Origin of the sequence: Acinetobacter courvalinii (assembly GCF_014635545.1) — a bacterium.
Taxonomy (GTDB): domain Bacteria; phylum Pseudomonadota; class Gammaproteobacteria; order Pseudomonadales; family Moraxellaceae; genus Acinetobacter; species Acinetobacter courvalinii.
The window spans coordinates 135475-154621 of the sequence record NZ_BMDA01000004.1 but is presented as its reverse complement, the minus strand read 5'-3'; the positions used below and the strand labels follow the sequence as shown (position 1 = coordinate 154621).

Genomic DNA, 19147 nt, shown 5'->3' with positions numbered 1-19147 from the left:
ACTGAATTTATTATAAAAGATTCATTAAGCTGTTGCTTGATTTGGACGATAATCAATCACGTGATGACGCCAATGTTCTTTTAACTGCGGGGTAAATTCCAGATTATTTTCATCATAAACCTTACCATCCACTTCACGCGCAATTAAACCGGCAATACTGGTCATCATGTCATAACCGGTAACGGCTTTGCTATTGGGTAAAGCCAGGAAGAATGCAAGACCTTGCACCTGTTCGCCAGATAAGGTTTCCAGATCAAAACCCGCTGGGCCATTATCGGTCATACGCAATACCGAGAACATCAAGGCACTTGGTTCATCGGTATTTTCATAACGGTGGAAGCACGACATTTCACCGAAACGTAAACCGTATTTCAATAAGACTTTGAGTGCTTTATCACCTGACAAGGCACGGCGCGGATTCGGATAAACATTCAGGGCAATGATCTGCTCTGCGGTGGCTAAAGCACTCTCATCGTCGTAGCGTTGCTGCTCATGTAAATGCACATCCAGAATATTACTTTCGCCATCGAACTCTTCAATGACGACCGTTTCAATATTCGGATTCAAGCTCAGTTCTGCTTCGGTTTTATTTTCCTCAGCTTTCTCTGTAGTCTCTGTATTTTCAGGGACGACTGTTGTTTCTGCTTCAGCAGTCACGGTCTCATCTTTTTGAACAGTTTCAGTGTCTACAACTGCTTCAACAGCTTCTTCTTTAGCCACTTCTGCTGTTGAAACTACAGCTTCTGTTTTTTCTACAGTATTTGCAGTCTCACCTGTTGTTTGCACCTGCGTCTCTGCCGCAACCGCATCTGTATATAAGCTTGGTTCAACACGTTCAGTTGTGGTGACCACTTCGTCTGGTAAAACTTGATCTCGTACATGACGAGGAATAACAGGCTGCTGACTTTCAGGATTAATATATAAATCCGCTTCTAATGACGGCTCGACCGGTTTTGGTTTTCTAAACAGCATCATTAAACCAACGAGCATAATCACAACGGCGATAACAATGCCTATTATTGTATTCATTTCCATACTATGACTCCGCAACTAACCCGTATTCTTTTGCCTGCTCTAAATCGACAGTCACTAATTTTGATGTGCCTGGCTCTGGCATGGTCACTCCCAGTAAGTCAGTTGCCATTGTCATCGCCAATTTATTATGTGTAATGTAAATGAATTGCACCTGTTCAGAAAGCTCTTTTACCAAATTACAATATCGCTGCACGTTAGCATCATCCAGAGGGGCATCAACTTCATCCAGAACACAGAATGGTGCAGGGTTTAATCTAAAGATTGCAAACACCAGCGCCAATGCGGTCAAGGTTTTTTCACCACCAGACAACAGCGCCAATGAACTATTGCGTTTACCTGGTGGGCGTGCCATCAATTTCACCCCAGATTGCCAGTCATCCTCAAGACTTAAGCTGGCTTCCCCGCCATTAAAGACTTTAGGAAAGAGGACTTGCATCTCTTGATTGACCTGATCAAAAGTGCTCATAAATAACTTACGGGTTTCCTGATCAATGCTTTTCATGGCATCTTTCAGTTGATCAACCGTATTTTGCAAGTCCTGCATCTGATGACTCAGCTCATCAAAACGCTGCGACACCTCCTCATATTCTTGTGAGGCTGCCAGATTGACCGCACCAATTTTTTCGAACTGCTGCTGGGCCTTTTCCAGTTTCTGCTGATGATCTTTGATTTCAATCGACAAATCGGATAAAACGTCTGCATTCAACTCTTTCAGTTGTTCCAGATAGTGCTCACGATCCGATTTGGCTGCCTGCCAAGCCAAACGCTTTTGCTCTAACTGTTCACGCACCTGCTCATCTTTTTGCTGGGCTTGATGACGCTGTTCAGTCAATTGCTGCTGTTTCTCTTGAATCTGATTCAGTTCCAGTTGCCATTCATTCCAGTTTTTTTGCAATTTTTCGGTTTGCTGAAATTGCTGCTGAAATTGTGACTCTAAATTTGGCAATTCCAGCTGAATCGGATCAACAAATTTTTTCGCCTGCTCAATTTGTTCAATGATCTGATGATATTGCGTTTTCAAGAACGAAATATCTTTCTCTAACAGTTCAATTTGCTGATTGGCCTGAGAGGTCTGGCGACGCAGACTTTCACGTTGCTGTTGCTGCTGAAGCAGTTGTTGCTGTTGCTCATCCAGTTGCTCATTCAGGTTTTCCACCTGAAACTGCAAGGTTTTATAATTTGGCAATACTGCTTCGAGTTTGAGTGCAAGTGCATGCAAATCTATTTCCAGATCATCACGCTGCATCGCATCTTCTTCAAGCTGTAAATCCAGCTGTTTGAGTTGATCTGCCAATTGCTGTTGCTGCAACACAAAAGCCTGTGCAGTACTTTGCAATTTGGCAATTTGCACATCCAGCTGTTGCAGCTCTTTCTGTTTTTGTTTCAGACTGTGCAGTTGTTGCTGTAACTGTTGTTGTTGCTGTTGCAAGCGCTGCTGCTGTTGAGAAAATTGCTGTTCCAGTTCAAGCAGCTTAGGCTGTTTCTCCGCAAGTTGCAGCGCTATTTCGTCTAAACGCACCTGATGACTGAGCATACCTTGTGCGCTTTGGCTATCTTCATCGTAATGCAGACCAATCACCCAATCTGCGCCAACATGATAACCATCCAGCGTTAAAATTGACTGTGTCTGTTGGAGTTGTGCTTGATGCGCTAAGGCGATTGCCAGATTTTCGGCTACAGCCACACTGGCCCAGAGTGAAGACTGTGGCGCTTCAATCCAGTCACTTAGACAGGTCAAATGTTGAATTTGAATACGTTGTTGCGTCGCTGACTTTAATTGACGCGCCACGCCTTCTTGAAATGACTGCTCATCATCCAATAAATGCGCTTGTAACCATTTGGCTAAGAACTTTTCAATGATACTGGCATGGCTTTTACCTTGCGCAGTTAAACGCAGGCTTTGCATCAAGCGAAGCGTATTCTGCTGCTGATTTGGACTTTGTTTCGCCACCAGTTGATTCAAATTCTTTTGTTCAGCCAGTAAAACCTGTATTTCGGTTTTAAGTGTCTGCACATCCGCCTTATCCAGCTGTTGTTGTTCTTGTTGTGCCTGTAAATTTTGCTGTAGTTCTTCAATGGCTGCTTCCAGTTCAACCATCTCTAGATGCAGTTGTTGCTGCAATTGCTCAAGCTGCTCCTGTTCTTCATCTTGAACCTGCGCACGGATCTGACCACTTTGCGATTGTAGCGTTTGCTTTTGCTGTTCGATTCGCAGCACATTTTTGGCAAGCTGCTCAATTTGTGCAGCCATCTGCAATTTTTGCTGTTGCTGTTTGTCAACCTGTGCTTTCAGTTGTTCAAACTGCTGCAATGCCTGCTTGTGCTGGGCCTGAACATCACTCACATTTTGTTCAGCCGTTTGTGTTTGCTGTTCTAATGCCAACAATGTTTGATTTTGCTCATCAAACTGGGCAGATAAAGTTTCGATCTGGAGTTCAGACAACTGTAAACGTTCTTTGGTCTGGACTTTTTGCTGCTCAAGCTGCACCAGGTTACTGCTATTCTGCTGGTACAGACTCTGCTTCTGTTCCAGTGTCATTTTCAGCTCAGCCAGTTTTTTCTCTGCCTGTTGCCACTCCTGTTGCAACGGTGAAGACTGCTGAATCAGACGCTGGAATAAAGCACTGGTTGCTTCCAGATCATGTTCAATGGTCTGTGACTCGGAACGCACCAGCTTAAAATTTTCACCCAATGCCGTCATTTCAACGGTATATTCTTGCTGTAATTTTTGACTTTGATTGGCTTGAAAAGACAGGATTTCAATTTTTAAAGTACGGATCTGGCCTACTAAGGTTTTGTATTGAATCGCAGCTTCAGCTTGACGCTTCAAACTTCTCAGCTGTGATTTCAGTTCTGCAGCAATGTCATCTAAACGCGCCAGATTCTGTTCAGTATGTTCTAAATGCTGCAAAGTCTCGCGACGACGCGCCTGATAACGAGATACGCCAGCCGCTTCTTCAATAAAGACCCGCATTTCTTCAGGCTTGGCATCCACCAGACGGTTGATCATTCCTTGCTCAATCACTGCATATGAGCGCGGTCCTAAACCGGTCCCCAAGAAAATATCGGTGATATCACGACGACGGCAACGTGTGCCATTCAAAAAGTATTCAGACTTGCCTTCACGCGTCACCTGACGACGGACGGCCAGCTCATTATAGGCGTTATATGCCCCACCCAATTTGCCATAGGTATTGTCAAAACGAAGTTCGACACTGGCGACACCAACAGGTTTACGCTTGGCGGTCCCGGTAAAGATGACATCCTGCATGCTACCGCCACGCAATTGACGTGCGTTGGACTCGCCCATAACCCAGCGAATCGCATCAATGACATTGGATTTACCACAACCGTTCGGCCCCACAACCGCAGTTCGGTTCGCCTTGAAATTTAATGTTGTACTATCGGCGAAAGATTTAAAGCCTGAAAGTTTTAAACTACTTAAACGCATACTGCCCTAACTAGCGGCGTGAGCGTCTAGCCCAGGCCAATTCAATCTGTTTCATACGTGTCAGAGATTCCAACACAAGGTTACGCAAGTGTCGACAAAAATCTTCCATAAATAAAGCGGCTTGTTGTGATTTTCGGATCAAAATAGCATCAATCACCAGCTTAAACAGGGTAAATGACTCTTGCAGCTCCCGACGCGAGGTATTCAGGGTGAGAAAATAGCTACGACGCAAGGACGGCAACAGTTCCTTATAAAATTGCATCAGGTATGGATTTGCCACCATTTCATGTTGTTCGGCTAAATATTTAAAAATCGCATCGTAAAATTTTTCAATGTCACCAGCGCGTACGAACTCCACCAATTGATCGAGTAACGCTTGTAAATGCTCTGCTTCATTGACACGCCAGGTTTCGCTAATCCGTTGCACGATATGCCCGAGTACCATCACATTGGTATCAAACAACGCTTTGACCTGTTGTGCCGACATTTCCGAGACAATCGCACCACGTCGTGGAAAAATTTCGATTAAATAGGTACGTTCCAGTAATAACAATGCTTCACGGACAGAACCGCGACTGACATCCAGTTCTTTTGCAATGCGCAACTCTTGAATACGTTCGCCTTCAACCAGCTCGCCGCTAATAATTTGTTCACTAATATATTTTGCAATCTGTTCAGAAAGACTATCAGCCTCTTCGAGATTCATGAGCGCCTCACTATCTTTGTTATACGCATTGTCCAATGCTATTTACGCTTTTTTGTTTTAACTGATCTCACCCTATAAATTCTATATCATTGTCTGACAATTTTATTGCTTTTTAAGCCAATCGTCCTGAAAAAACACCGATCCATTCTCAAAATAGACTAAAAAATCATTTTTTCTCTGTTAAGTATCAAATATTTATCTTTTTGATGAGTCATGAACCATTCATCTGATCCAGCATTAGTTTCATGAAATAAATCACAAAAAAAATTATTTATATTAAAGCAATCGCAATTTAATCATGGATGAATACGCACATAAGCGTGTTCATCCATTCTTGACGTTCATAACCAAAGAGATAAATTAAAACCTACATCAGCCCTTTGTAGATGAAATAACAGCCCACCACCACCAGTAAGCCTGCAAAGCATTTTTTCAACATGGCGGGCGATAAGCGATGAGCAACTTTGGCACCAAATTTCGCGGTAATAAAGCTCATAACGCTAATGCCAAAAAAGGCGTATACATGGACATAGCCAATGGTATTGGGAACGTCAATCTGCTCTTTGGCTCCAAACCACATAAAGCCCAGAGCACCCGCCACAGCAATCGGTAATCCACAAGCAGCAGAGGTTGCAACGGCTTTTTGCATCACCACCCCATGACGATTTAGATAAGGAACGGTTAAGCTGCCACCGCCAATGCCAAAGATCGCCGATGCCACACCAATGCCACCACCTGCAGCCAGCTGTAACGCTGGGGATGGCAAGTGTCGATTTGGATCAACCACAGCATGGGCCCCTTTAAACATCTTATAAGCCATCCAGACCGCAAATACGCCAATTACCAGTTGCAAATGCTGCCCTGACATCAAGTCGGCAATACCGGCGCCTAAGAATGAACCCGCTACCAGTCCCGGTGCCAGATTACGGAACACGGACCACAGCACCGCACCTTTCTTATGATGGGCTGTTACCGAACTGATTGAGGTCACAATAATGGTGGCTAATGATGTGCCCACTGCAATATGCATAATGACATTCGGGTCATAATTCATTTGCGTGAACACAATATATAAAATTGGCACAATAATTAGGCCACCGCCCACGCCAAACAGCCCCGCAGCAAATCCGGCAATTGCACCAATCAGCAAATATATGATTAACTCCATAAACACATGACCACGCTACTTGTAAAAATGATGGATGATTTCGCAACCCGCCAGCTTCAACAGTTATTGAACGCAAAAAATCAGTTTCCCGAAGTGGTCTTACTCAAGACCACCACGACATCAACCAATGATGATATGCGTGAGATTGCAGAAAAAGGGATTACCACAGGACTGGTGTGTAGTGCACAGCAAACCCAAGGTCGTGGTCAACATCAACGACCATGGTCCTCTCCTGAAGGAAACATTTATTTAAGCACACTGATCCAGACCAAGACAGCACTCGACGGTCGTCTGGCATTGGAAATTGCGTTAAATATTCTACAGATGCCGAGCTTACACGGTCTTCACCTACAAGTGAAATGGCCCAACGATTTATATAGTCCTCAAGGTAAATGGGGCGGCATTCTGGTCGAACCGCTGTCGGCCCATCAAGCGATTATTGGGGTGGGTATCAACCTCACCACACCACCAGTAGAAAATCCAGACCAGCAAATTACCTCATTACAAATGCTCGGTTTAGATCCGATTGACCGAATCGGCTTAATTGCCGAGCTCTACACAGCAATCCAGCAGGCTGCCCAGTGGTTTGAGCATGGCAGTTATAATCTGGCAGAGCGTTTTAACCACCATGCTATCTGGCTCAATCAGCAAGTTGAATTTGAACACACTCTAGGCAAGGTGCAAGGGCTATTCCAAGGGATTTCCAATGAAGGGGCGGTATTGATCAAGACCGATCAGACCCAGCAATTTTATCAAGGCCGTTTACGTCTCGCATCGATCTGAGGAAGTGAAAATTCTATGAAAAGTTTATGGCTTGATATTGGTAATACCCGCCTAAAATACTGGATTACGCAAAACGATCAGGTGCTTGAACATGCAGCCGAATTACACCTGCAATCCCCTGCTGATCTGTTGCTCGGTTTAATCCAGCATTTTCGTCATCAAAAGCTAACCCAGGTCGGTATTTCTTCAGTTCTGGACTCAGAGAATAATCAGCGGATTCAGATGATTCTGGATATTCTGGATATCCCGATCATCTTTGCCAAAGTGCATGCCGAGTATGCCGGCCTGAGATGCGGTTACGATGTGCCAAGCCAGCTCGGGATTGACCGTTGGCTGCAAGTATTGGCCGTGGCCAAAGCTGACGAAAACTTTTGTGTGATTGGTTGCGGGACAGCGCTGACCATCGATCTGGTGGAAGGATTACAGCATTTGGGCGGTTATATTCTGCCAAATTTATATCTGCAACGGGATTCACTGATCCAGAATACCAAAGGGATCAAAATTCCAGACTCTGCTTTTGATAATTTAAAACCGGGTCATAACACAGTCGATGCAGTCCATCACGGTATTCTGCTGGGTCTGATCAGTACCATTGATCAAATCATGCAGCAATCCCCGAAAAAGTTGATCTTAACCGGTGGCGATGCCGCTTTGTTTGCCAAGTTCCTTAATCATTATCAGCCTCAAGTTGAATCCGATTTACTGTTACAAGGTTTAAAACATTATGCTCAGCTCAATTCAGCTTTGAGCAAGGTCTGAAGTGCCTGCAACAACTGTGGAAATTCCTTAAAACCATCTTCCGCACGGAAATGCCCTGCCTGAGTGACCTCAATCAGTTGGGCATTCAGCAGGTTTGAAAATTTAAAGGTCAATGGCACAGGGATCACGGGATCATTACTGGAAAAGAACACCAGTCTTCGCTGAATATTGGCCCTCAGCATGCCACTCTCAAACTGGGCCTGCTGAATAAAAGCATTAAATTCTGGACGTTGAGCAATCGGGTCATTAAAACCCGCAATAAAAATCCCCGCCTTGATGCTCATGTGCTGCAATTTCTTGGCTAAAAATCTTGAGAGCGCCACACAGGACAGCCCATGTGCCACGACAATACTCCGCTCATTCAGTCCTTTTAATTGCGCTTCCAGACAGGTTTGCCAAATCTCGGCTTCAGGATGACTGGCATCGGCAAGAAATACACGCTCAACGATCAAATCATCGCTTTTCAATTGGTGTTCTAACCAGGCATACCAATGCTGGTCGGGATCGGCATGTTCACAATGCAGAATAAATACGCTATTTTTTGAATTATGTGACATATTTAACACTATTTTTCAATAAAAACATAAACTTATGAAATATATTGCTCTTTTTCAATCATGCTTAACATCGATATTTTGTATCAATTTTATACAATACCACTCAAAATGCAGGTATAAAAAAAGGCGCATTACGCGCCTTTTCAGAAAGTCGATAGAACTTACTTTTTCTGGTCATTACTACCAAATAAAGGGCCCATTCCACCGCCACCGCCGAATTGTTTTTGCATATTACCTAATGATTTCAGCATTTTGCTCATACCTGATGGATTCGCAAATTTCTTCATCATTTTCGCCATTTGTGCCTGTTGCTTGATCAGTTTATTCACTTCAGCAACGTCCATACCACAGCCGGCAGCAATACGTTTTTTACGACTTGGATTAATCAGATCAGGATTACGACGTTCCTTGATCGTCATTGACTGAATGATGGCTTCCATACGCTTGACTTGTTTTTCAGGGTTGGCTTTTTCAATTGCGTCCTGAATACCCGCATTGCTCATGCCTGGTAATTTGTCGAGGAAGCCCATCATGCCGCCCATTTTGCTCATTTGCTCAAACTGCATCAGCATATCTTCAAAGTTGAAGTTACCGCCTTTTTGCAGTTTTTTCGCCATTTTCTCGGCTTTTTCTTTGTCGATTTTACGTTCAACTTCTTCGACCAAAGAAAGGACGTCACCCATCCCCAAGATACGTTGTGCAACACGATCCGGATGGAATGGCTCAAGCGCATCCAGTTTTTCACCAATACCCAAGAACTTGATTGGCTTGCCGGTAATGGCACGAACCGAAAGTGCTGCACCACCGCGTGCATCACCATCGGTTTTGGTTAGAATCACACCCGTTAAAGCTAAAGCATCATTAAAGGCTTTGGCAGTATTGGCAGCATCCTGACCAGTCATTGCATCGACAACGAATAAAGTCTCGGTTGGTTTCACCGCCGCATGCAATGCCTTGATCTCGTCCATCATGTCTTCATCGACATGTAAACGACCTGCGGTATCGACAATCAGAACATCAGCAAACTGGATTTTGGCCTGTTCAATCGCACGATTGACAATATCAATCGGCTTTTCAGACGCTTCAGATGGGATGAAACCGACACCGACTTCATTCGATACTGTTTCTAACTGCTTGATCGCTGCTGGACGGTATACGTCGGCAGACACGGTCATCACTTTTTTCTTTTGGCGTTCTTTTAAGAAACGTGCCAATTTTGCAGCAGTCGTGGTTTTACCCGCGCCCTGCAAACCGGCAAGCAGTACAACCACCGGTGGTTTTGCACTTAAATCTAATGTTTCATTAGCCTCACCCATCATCTTGGTGAGTTCATCATAGACAATCTTTACAAATGCCTGACCAGGAGAAAGCTGAGTCATGACTTCCTGACCGAGCGCTTCTTCCTTAACTTTCGCGATAAATTCACGAGTTACAGGTAACGCGACATCGGCTTCAAGAAGTGCCATACGTACTTCACGCAGGGTATCTTTAATATTGTCTTCGGTCAGCTGCCCTGAGCCAGTAACATTTCTTAAACTCTGTGTGAGTCGTTCTGTTAAGGTATCAAACATTGCGAAATCCGCTTAAAATGGCTAGTTGCAAAAAAATCTTTCTTAAAATAGAAAATTTATGCATAAGATGCTATAGGATACTGTAGTTCGAAGCGAATTTATATCTTATATGGCGAATATTATTCATCCTCCTAAAAAAGGTTTGACATGATCAGTCTCCCCTTGGTTTACACAATTTTGGCACTTATCGCCTATACCAGTTCATTTTGGTATTTGTTTATTCGATTGATGTCAAAACGTACTCCAAATCTTTGGTGTTATGGCCTGATGGTCGGTTTAGGACTGGTGCTACATGCGACCGTTCTTTCCCAAGACATGCTGACATCTATTGGGGTGAACTATGATGTATTCAACCTGATGTCCTTCACTTCCGGACTGATGTTGGCACTGAGTCTGATCCTGAGCCTGATTCGCCCGATCCTGCCTCTCAACCTGATTGGCACCCCTGTAGCTGCCTTTGGTTTAATTCTGGGCTTCGCATTTAGCCAACCCAATCAGGTGATTGAACAACATAGCTTTGGTCTGGACCTACATATCATTCTGTCACTGGCAGCTTATGCCGTACTGCTGATGGCGACCATCCATGCGGTGCTTTTATGGTTTCAGGACCGTGAACTAAAAAAGAAACAAAAACGACGCATCTGGGTGAATTTACTTCCGCCCTTTCAGGTCATGGAATCTGTTTTATTTGATCTGATCATTACTGGATTTGGCCTACTCACTGCCGCATTATTGTTCGGTTTCTTTACCATTGATAACTTTTTTGCCCAACATCTCGCACATAAAACTGCATTTAGTATCATTTCATGGTTCTTGTATGGCGCATTATTGATCGGACATTACAAATTTGGCTGGCGTGGACGCAAAGCAATTCGTTTTACCATTACCGGTTTTGTCCTGCTTGCGATTGGTTTTATGGGCAGCAAATTTGTTTTGGAAATGATATTAGGACGTTGATAAAACGTTCTAATATGGACTCTCATGTACTCTTACTATAAAAATACAGATAGAGATGGTGTAATAGTCCTGTATGAATTAGATCAGGAATATTACTGCTTAAGAGCAATTTGTTTCACACCATCAGTAATTTTAAATTCAGCTATTATCGATGAACAATCTAATTTTTTCCTTCCAGAAGGAAGCTTTTCAGAAAGTTTAGAACAATTATCTATTACGACAAAGGAAAATTTTTTAAACTTTTGGAGTAAATCCATATCTCAATATTTAGAAGCATGGAATAGGTTAAAGACCAAATTTCAGATCAACCAATGCATTGATTCAGAAATCGTTTGTTTTTATCCCCAAGGAGTAATTGTCAAATTTGGAGAAAATTTTTATGGTCTAGCGAACTATAAAGACTGCGAATCCATTTTAGGAACAGACCATATTTATCCTCAACAAAAAATTAAGCTTTATGTGCAAAACTTTGATGATGAAAACTTATGGATAAACTTCTCTGTAAACATCCAACATCAACTTGTGTAGAACCCCCTATCATTTTCTAGACATCTTACCAAAAAATGCGTATAACGCTGTTTTCGCTTCGCTAGGTAAAAATCGTGAAACTTGTACTCGCTCCAATGGAAGGTCTGACTGATCCGATCATGCGTGATGTGCTCACCCATGTTGGCAGTTTTGATTGGTGCGTGACCGAGTTTATCCGTATTACCGATAGCATTCAGCCCGATCATATCTACTACAGCTTTTGTCCAGAACTGAAAAATGGCGGCAAAACTGCGGCTGGCACCCCGGTACATGTACAGTTTCTAGGTAACAATCCAGAGATGCTCGCAGCCAATGCAGCCAAAGTGGTTGAACTGGGTGCACCTGCAATTGACCTGAATTTTGGTTGCCCGGCCAAAACCGTAAACCGCCATCGTGGCGGTTCTGTATTACTGGATGAACCGGAAACCGTACACCTGTTGGTCAAAGCCGTTCGTGATGCCGTACCAGCACATATCCCTGTTTCAGCCAAAATGCGTTTGGGCTATCTTGATGAAAATCATACCTTAGACAATGCCCATGCCATTGAAGATGCAGGCGCCAGCTGGCTCACCGTACATGCACGCACCAAGGCAGATGGTTATACCCCGCCAGCCTATTGGGAAAAGATTCAACCGATTACCAAAGCATTAAAAATCAATGTCATTGCCAATGGTGAAATCTGGAACAATACCCATGCAAAAGCCTGTCTGGAACAATCTCATTGCCAAGATTTAATGATTGGCCGCGGTGCGGTGACTACACCAGATTTAACCTTATGCATTCGTCAGGATATGGATCATGCGCTGCTATCTTGGCAAGACTTGGTAGAACTGCAGCTACGTTTCTTAAGCGGTCAATACAAGACCGAAATTGGCATGGTCGGACGTTATAAGCAATGGTTAGGAATGATGACCAAGGCCTATCCTGAAGCTCAACAACTGTGGGCACACGTGAAGAAGATCAAACAGCTTGAAGATATCCTTCAATATTTAAAACAGAGCTGAGGCTTGTACTTAAGATTTAAATAAAAAAAGCGGCCTAAGCCACTTTGGGAAAACCCAAAAACACTTCATTACATGCCACTGACTTTCATTTTTAGATTTGTGATCGAAGCACCTGTCATGCCAATATTACCAATTGAAGCATTTGGTAAATTATTAAAAACACCTGACTGTTGAGCTGCATTTGAACCTAACAGGACATTGTTTAGCTGTAAATCAAACTTGTCTGTTGTGCCGGCATTGCCAAAAATAAGCCCCCCCTTATCAGTCCCTTCAGGGCCATAAACTCCAGCATAAAAACCTTTAAGCCCAAAAGGATTACCATTATTTCCTGTCAATTTAAAATTAAAACTTGCGCCAACCGCCGGCGTTGCAGAGTTTCCTGGTGTTGCATAATCAGATACCAGCATGATATTACAGCCATTTCCTGATCCACAAATGGACTCAATTGCTCCATCAAACATTACCATATGACCTTGCGGTGCTGCACCCAGCTGGATATTCATACTGGGTTTATTCGCTGCAAAAACAATATCGATTCCTCCAACCCGCAACAGCTCTTTGACATCACTTTTCAGTAAAGTCCCTGCTGTAAAGATGGAGTTACGTGTATAGCTACTTCCATTTAAATTAGAAAGTGAACTTGATCCTGCGGTATAGATAGAGAAAGGTGAGATTCGAAGTCCTGTAATACTATTATCAAAAGTTAAATCAATATTAGCAAAAGCGCCCTTTGCTGAAGCATTACCTTTATCCGTATCGATCGTTGCTTTTAAACCGAAAGTGGTCTCAGTACTACCATTCAATCCCGTTACTTTAACTGGACTGGCAACAGCTTGACCCGCTACGCCTGCAATTACCAGACCAGCACGCCCTGTATAGCCACCACTCGGTAGACCGTCATTATCAATGATTGCCAATTGATTAAACTGGACATTGGACTGTACGCCAATAGTCAAACCGTCTTGTCCAGTTGTTGCTGAAAGACTCTGATCATCCATCGGTTGCATCGCCATTGTTAATGGACTTAACAATACTAATGACAAACACGCTAGTTTCTTGTTTTTATTCATTGTCCTCATCCATAGACAAATGTTTAAAATATATACTACAGCTTAACATAACCGACTCGTTACACAATCAATTTATCATTTGATAGATAAGTAGAAGCATCTACTGTTACGCCATCAAATATCTTAGTTTCGAGGCATGATTGAAAATTGACTGGTTAAGCGTCCACCCGTAATTGCCATTTCACCTAAACGCTGAGCACCACCACTCGGCCCATAAAGGTTAATATCTCGAGTTCTAAAGACACCGTCAGTGGTACGATTTGGGTTAAAGGTCAGCCCGGCATTAAAGCTTGCTACCCCTTCTCCTGAGCTATCTCGACTGATCTTAATGGCGTTATTAAACGCAATATCACCCTGAATATTATCTAGGCCTAAAGTTGAACCATCCACAGGATCACTAATTTGTATTGTGTTATTGCTTGCTGCATTTAATTTAAGATCACCAACAATATTCAAGGCATTGCCTGTACCATCCGCTTTATATTCGTTATTTGGAATAAGAGACAGATTCATATCTCCTCCAATACGAAGTTTTAAACCAAATAGCACATCATTACTCAGTGCAAAGTTATTATTAGGTGACACGCCACCTGTATAGGTTGCACCAGGTAAATAACCCGCAGCAACTTCTGCCGCCATCACAATGAGCATATCTTTAAGTGTTGCATTGAAACTGCCATTTTCAAGACCGAGGCTTCCCGTTCCTTTTAACAACATATCAATATTACGCAAGCCCATGTAATAGTTTCGAGCACCGTCAATTACCAGAATAGAAGTGGTTTTATTTCCTAAAGCCTTATAGGCGCTATCTCGATCTACACCTGTGGTACTGAGACCTAATGAAAAACCTAATCTCGGCGTTTCACCACTGTTTCCTACACTACGCTTCACACCATTTTTGTCAAAATAGAATGCCTCATTGGCATTCACTTTTGTACCATACATGGCCATATTGGCATTCAGGTTATAAAAAGGTAATGCTAGACCCCAGTTATTATCCGTATGATTGGTAATTGCTGCATATCCACTTTCAGGATTACTGGTTGCACTGTTGGTGAAACGTCCGCGTCGAGAAATTGCCTGAAACTCTGCGCCACGAATGGCCACAAGCAGACTATAAGGGTTTGTGGTTCCTGTTTGGGTATGCAGACTTTGTGTATAGTCCACATCTCGGGTTAAGAAACTGCCATTACCAAATTTAGAAGTTTGAAAAACATAGTTTGCTGGTAAGTAGACTGAACGGGCATCCACCAGATTGAGATAGACATTGCCTGTATCAAAGGAGCCTCGGGTGCCTAACTGTAAACCCGTTAAATTGCCGAATTCAAAACCATAGGTATTTAATCCTGCACCACCTATTTCTAAGGTTGTGGCCTTTCCATCAGTCCCCAACATCGAGTCATTATCTTTGGTAAATTCAGCCTTCATACGGAATGCAACACCTGTTTTCCCCATGATGGCATTTCCGCCAGTGGTGCTGCCGAGGATATTGGTTCCCTCAGGATTGCCATAGCTGCTTCCATAAGCAGGATTCGCTGCATTACTTGCATTGATACCACGCAACTGTAGAGAACCATTGATCATACGACCATTGGCTCCGACACGAATTAAACCTTTGGCCTTATTATCAGGACTGGCTTGCTGATTTAACGGTGTGTTGGTTGCATCCAGTGTATAAGGAGAAGCTGGATTTGCTTTTTTATTCAACAAAAACTCTAAATTTAATCCAGCATTGGTCGCTACACCGCCATCTGCGTAGGTTCCAGCTGTAACATTGCCGGTATCTTTAACTCGGGTAAAATCGACATAACCATAATCAGTCGTCGGCGTCTGGGTCAATGAAGCATTTGCTGCATTTCCAGTAAGTAATGCATTATTGGTTTGTAGCTTAATCCCTTCAACAGAATCGACAAACATCACGCCTTTACCTAAAAAGTTAAAATTCAGGTTTTTCAGCACCAGTTGATTCAACTCATTATTTGAGGTCTGTCCCAAATAAATATTGGCATTTTTAAGACCTAACTCTAACGAAGCCTGGCTGCTTTTACTAAACAGTCCGTCCGTCGTTTTAAACTTTAAATCTAATGGTGAAGTGGTCTGAATTGCTAAATTACCAATATCACTACTACATCTGTTGGTGTCACAAATCTGAAATGAATCAATGGTGATGAGAGATGGATTTGAGGAAAGTTCGATGTCCAATCCCGTTTTATTACCATTGCTTCCTGTATTTAGCTTATAGGTTGTTCCAAGCGGATTGCCTAAAGCATTTTGCTGAATATTAAAATTGTTAGCGACTGCTTTTAAAGTAGTACCCGCCGCATCAGAACTGCCTCGCCCAGCATCATCTTGCCAAAAAAACTGGTCCACATGAATTTTGTCATAGGTGGTTTCAATATGGACACCATCTTGTCCATTCACACTACGTAGAGCACTATCATCCAAAGCTTGTAATGCATAAGCAGAATGACTAATAAAAAATATACTTGCAGCTAAGGTATTGAGTGCAAAACCTATATTCCGACTATTTTCATTATTTTTTTTCATCGCTTCAATCCTTTGAAATTTAGATCCGATTAGCAACGTGGATGGCTTGCATCGCAAGAAAACATCATTACATTTCCTTGAATCGCCAAATTACCATTCATTTTTAACCCCATAAATCCCGTTTCTTTATTACGGTCATACACGGAAGGATGATCTGCAGCGTATGTAGGTGCTTTTAAATAGCCATAGCCACTTGCTGGCGGTGTAGTCGGATTATTCCCTTCGACCAATTTTCCATTACTATCATAGTAACTGGTAAAATCATCTTGCTCGATGGCAAGGGCATTAAAACCAAAGTTACGGATCAAAATTGGCTTGGTTGGGTCAAAGCTTAATTGCATTGCAGGTTTAGTTCTTGCAGCTCCACCATCATCGTTATAAATCAGGTCAACACCATCCAGACCTAACTTTTGCAGATCAATGGTGCCTTGTATGCCTTTAAAGACTAACCAGACTTTATTTGCCGGATTGGCTTGGGTCGGATCACTGACAGGCTGATTGCCATTTCGGACAAAACGTTTATTCACTGAAATCCCAAGATGACAAAAGGCCAAGTTTTCACACACACCACCCAGACCATTATCAAACTCATATTTTCCAGTGGTACTGTTATAAATCTGGTTCAATGATAATTTGAGAGATAAATCCGCCCCTGCCTGTCCTTCAACAGCCTGCAAAGCCTCATTATCCAGACTTTGTAATTCGGCATGCGTTAATGTTGTGGCTAATACAAGAAGTAAAGTTGTGATTTTTTTCATCGCTCTACTCCTTTTACAGTCCAGTTGTCGTAATTTTAAGATGCTGAATCAAGACGCCATCTATCACAGCCGAACCCATATTATTGATTGGTGAACCAGATCTATAAGTATTGATATCTGCATTTGGTGTGGTTGTATACCAACGTCCACCTTCAAAACGGGCATCCGGTAATGCTCCAGTCGTTGGAACCACAAATTTTTGACTGCTATTTCCGGCATCTTGACGTGTATAACCAGCATTTAAAACAGTTGGGTCATACAGTGCAGTACTATCAATATTAGCCCAGTTTACACCGCTGGTAGAATCAAATCGCAGGCCGTAATCACCATTACTTCCTGTAGTGGTGCCACTGCCAGTGCGATATTGCCAACGATAGCCACTACAAAACCATCCGCTACAATCTACGCTTGTTCGTTGCTGATTTTGTAGTTGATAAAAATAACGTTCTCTTGAGACGGCGCCTGATTTTAAAGAACCAAAAGAAATACCCACCGCATCCTGTGTGTCAGTTCCCTTGAAAGCCTGAAGGGTTGTACCGCCATCATCACTATAAACAGTACCGATACCAATACTGCTATGTGTTGCATTTGAGCCTTGATAAGTTTTACCGCCCAAACTGATATTGCTGCCACATTGATAAACGTTACAGGTAGATCCTTTATAACTTGTATCAGCACCTGTGTAATCAGTATAGATTTTCTTATATATACTTTCTTTATTTGGGATACGTGCAACTTCCAGACTAAAGTTCTTGCCATCTGAACCTAAAATTACAGGCTGATATAAATTACCTAATACAAGATTGGTATTCAGGTTATAGATAAAAATCCCTTCATTGGCATCAAAAGTAGGCGCATTGCCACCTTGGATCGCAGGTGTTGATAAATTCGCTGTATCTGTTGTTTCTCTGGTACTTAAGCGGAGTACACGATCATTTAAACCTGTAGGTGCGGTCCAGTTACCTGTTGAGGTTATTTTAGTGGTCTGACTACGGATACGATATTCGGTCACACCAGCCGCACCAGGGTTACTGGTTTGTCCCGGACTATAACGAGGTGTCCAGATGTCTGTTCCAGAGCCGCAGGCTGTACAAGTTTCTCCCGCATTTAGCGTAGGCAGAGTATCTGTTTTTGTAGAGGTAGGTGTATTTATAACCATACCCGCTTTTAAATTGGCACCATCCCCGCTATTGAAACGAAAAACACCTGCCAAACCCAATGTGTTATTATAAAAAGGACTTAAGCCCCCCGTGCTTCCTGCACCATTCAAAGTCTGGAATATTTTTAAATTACTGCCATTTAAACTAAAACCGTTCCATATACCTTGTAAACGCAGACGATTTGCACGGGTAGGATCAATACTGGTACCAACTAAACCTACATTGTTTCCATACTGAAACTGATCCGCTGCGCCATCAGCTTTATTGGGATTACGTACAAATGCATCAGCCCATAGCCCTAATTTTAAATTATAAGCATTAACACCAACTGGATCTGCCCCTGTTTTAATTACCGTAGGGGCACCGACACCTGTCGTATTATCATTATAATATTCATACAAAGGCGCTTCTAAAGCCATGTAGGTGATTTGTCCAGTATCGGTATTCGGCGTACTTCCATCTGGTGTAAAGGTAGGAATATTGGCTTCCGACTGAACTTTTACAATCCATGGGTTACTCGCTGAACCCCAGCTACTAATTGCATTAATTGCTGTACCCGCAGTATTCAAACCCACCCGTTCATTATTATTGCTTGTACGACCTGGATTTGAGGCAGAGAGCGCCAATCCGTATAAAAATAAATCGGCTTTACCGACTGCACGGTCTCCCGCATCTACACCACCACTTTTATTAGTATCTGTTGCAGCAAGTGATAATGGTCCAACTGGAACATAGTTAATATAGCCGGTATCTAATTGCCGATTCAGTAAATCTGCCCCTGTCGTGGTATTTTTTTCTCCCTGAAAAATCATATAAGTGTTTTGTGGGAGTAATGCGATCCCTTCACCTGTGGTTTGGCTTAAACCTTCATCTGAGAGTTCTTGTAACGCAAAAGTAGATTGACTGATACATAGTCCAATAAAACTTGCTAAAACAGTCTTTTGAAATGAATCCATATGGGGTATAGCCATCTTGACCTTCCTAATCACCCGATGCTCCGCACCTACGTTATATTTTTTCTTTCATCCTTCTGAGTGATTTTAAAAACTGCTTCCTAGCATCACTCAAGCTATAGACGAATCATGTCTATCTC

15 protein-coding genes are annotated in these 19147 nt (G+C 42.7%); 5 read left to right on the top strand and 10 right to left on the bottom strand.

Annotated features, from left to right (window positions below):
• Positions 1-24: 24 nt before the first annotated feature.
• From IEV39_RS14665 to IEV39_RS14650, 4 genes are all read right to left on the bottom strand, one after another.
• Positions 25-1035: a cell division protein ZipA C-terminal FtsZ-binding domain-containing protein gene (locus IEV39_RS14665; protein WP_005283780.1), complete on the bottom strand. Its 1011-nt coding sequence runs from the start codon at positions 1033-1035 to the stop codon at positions 25-27.
• Between the two features lies 1 nt (position 1036).
• A complete protein-coding gene (gene smc, locus IEV39_RS14660) occupies positions 1037-4486 on the bottom strand; it encodes a chromosome segregation protein SMC (protein ID WP_005283778.1) in 3450 nt (1149 codons plus the stop codon).
• Between the two features lie 10 nt (positions 4487-4496).
• Positions 4497-5192 (bottom strand): GntR family transcriptional regulator, encoded by a 696-nt coding sequence (locus tag IEV39_RS14655; RefSeq protein ID WP_004770835.1) that lies wholly within the window; start codon positions 5190-5192, stop codon positions 4497-4499.
• 367 nt (positions 5193-5559) lie between these two features.
• Complete coding sequence (locus IEV39_RS14650) at positions 5560-6360, bottom strand: sulfite exporter TauE/SafE family protein (protein ID WP_005283773.1); 801 nt, start codon at positions 6358-6360, stop codon at positions 5560-5562.
• 6 nt (positions 6361-6366) lie between these two features.
• Here IEV39_RS14650 and IEV39_RS14645 point away from each other — a divergent pair, with 6 nt between their 5' ends.
• Positions 6367-7143: a biotin--[acetyl-CoA-carboxylase] ligase gene (locus IEV39_RS14645; protein ID WP_005283770.1), complete on the top strand. Its 777-nt coding sequence runs from the start codon at positions 6367-6369 to the stop codon at positions 7141-7143.
• 15 nt (positions 7144-7158) lie between these two features.
• Positions 7159-7902 (top strand): pantothenate kinase, encoded by a 744-nt coding sequence (locus IEV39_RS14640; RefSeq protein WP_005283767.1) that lies wholly within the window; start codon positions 7159-7161, stop codon positions 7900-7902.
• Here the strand turns inward: IEV39_RS14640 and IEV39_RS14635 are convergent.
• Entirely contained in the window at positions 7872-8459 is a 588-nt protein-coding gene (locus IEV39_RS14635; protein ID WP_005283763.1) for an RBBP9/YdeN family alpha/beta hydrolase, read from the bottom strand. The genes IEV39_RS14640 and IEV39_RS14635 overlap by 31 nt on opposite strands.
• 161 nt (positions 8460-8620) lie before the next feature.
• Positions 8621-10030 (bottom strand): signal recognition particle protein, encoded by a 1410-nt coding sequence (gene ffh / locus IEV39_RS14630; RefSeq protein WP_005283760.1) that lies wholly within the window; start codon positions 10028-10030, stop codon positions 8621-8623.
• Positions 10031-10177: 147 nt separating this feature from the next.
• Here ffh and IEV39_RS14625 point away from each other — a divergent pair, with 147 nt between their 5' ends.
• The 3 genes from IEV39_RS14625 (at position 10178) to IEV39_RS14615 (ending at position 12519) form a co-directional block, all read left to right on the top strand.
• Positions 10178-10987 carry a cytochrome C assembly family protein gene (locus IEV39_RS14625; RefSeq protein WP_005283757.1) on the top strand — a complete coding sequence of 270 codons (810 nt, stop codon included), beginning with the start codon at positions 10178-10180 and terminating at the stop codon, positions 10985-10987.
• Between the two features lie 24 nt (positions 10988-11011).
• On the top strand, positions 11012-11515 hold the full coding sequence (locus IEV39_RS14620; protein WP_005283755.1) for a hypothetical protein: 504 nt from the start codon (positions 11012-11014) through the stop codon (positions 11513-11515).
• Positions 11516-11589: 74 nt separating this feature from the next.
• Positions 11590-12519, top strand: a complete 930-nt coding sequence (locus tag IEV39_RS14615) for a tRNA dihydrouridine synthase (protein WP_005283752.1) — start codon at positions 11590-11592, stop codon at positions 12517-12519.
• 68 nt (positions 12520-12587) lie between these two features.
• On the opposite strand, the gene IEV39_RS14610 is transcribed toward IEV39_RS14615, so the two are convergent.
• The 4 genes from IEV39_RS14610 to IEV39_RS14595 form a co-directional block, all read right to left on the bottom strand.
• Positions 12588-13589 carry a DUF6160 family protein gene (locus IEV39_RS14610; protein ID WP_005283749.1) on the bottom strand — a complete coding sequence of 334 codons (1002 nt, stop codon included), beginning with the start codon at positions 13587-13589 and terminating at the stop codon, positions 12588-12590.
• A 123-nt stretch (positions 13590-13712) separates the two neighbouring features.
• Complete coding sequence (locus tag IEV39_RS14605; RefSeq protein ID WP_005283746.1) at positions 13713-16136, bottom strand: DUF6160 family protein; 2424 nt, start codon at positions 16134-16136, stop codon at positions 13713-13715.
• A gap of 29 nt (positions 16137-16165) precedes the next feature.
• Complete coding sequence (locus IEV39_RS14600; protein ID WP_005283743.1) at positions 16166-16894, bottom strand: DUF6160 family protein; 729 nt, start codon at positions 16892-16894, stop codon at positions 16166-16168.
• Positions 16895-16907: 13 nt separating this feature from the next.
• Entirely contained in the window at positions 16908-19025 is a 2118-nt protein-coding gene (locus IEV39_RS14595; protein WP_005283741.1) for a hypothetical protein, read from the bottom strand.
• Positions 19026-19147: the final 122 nt, after the last annotated feature.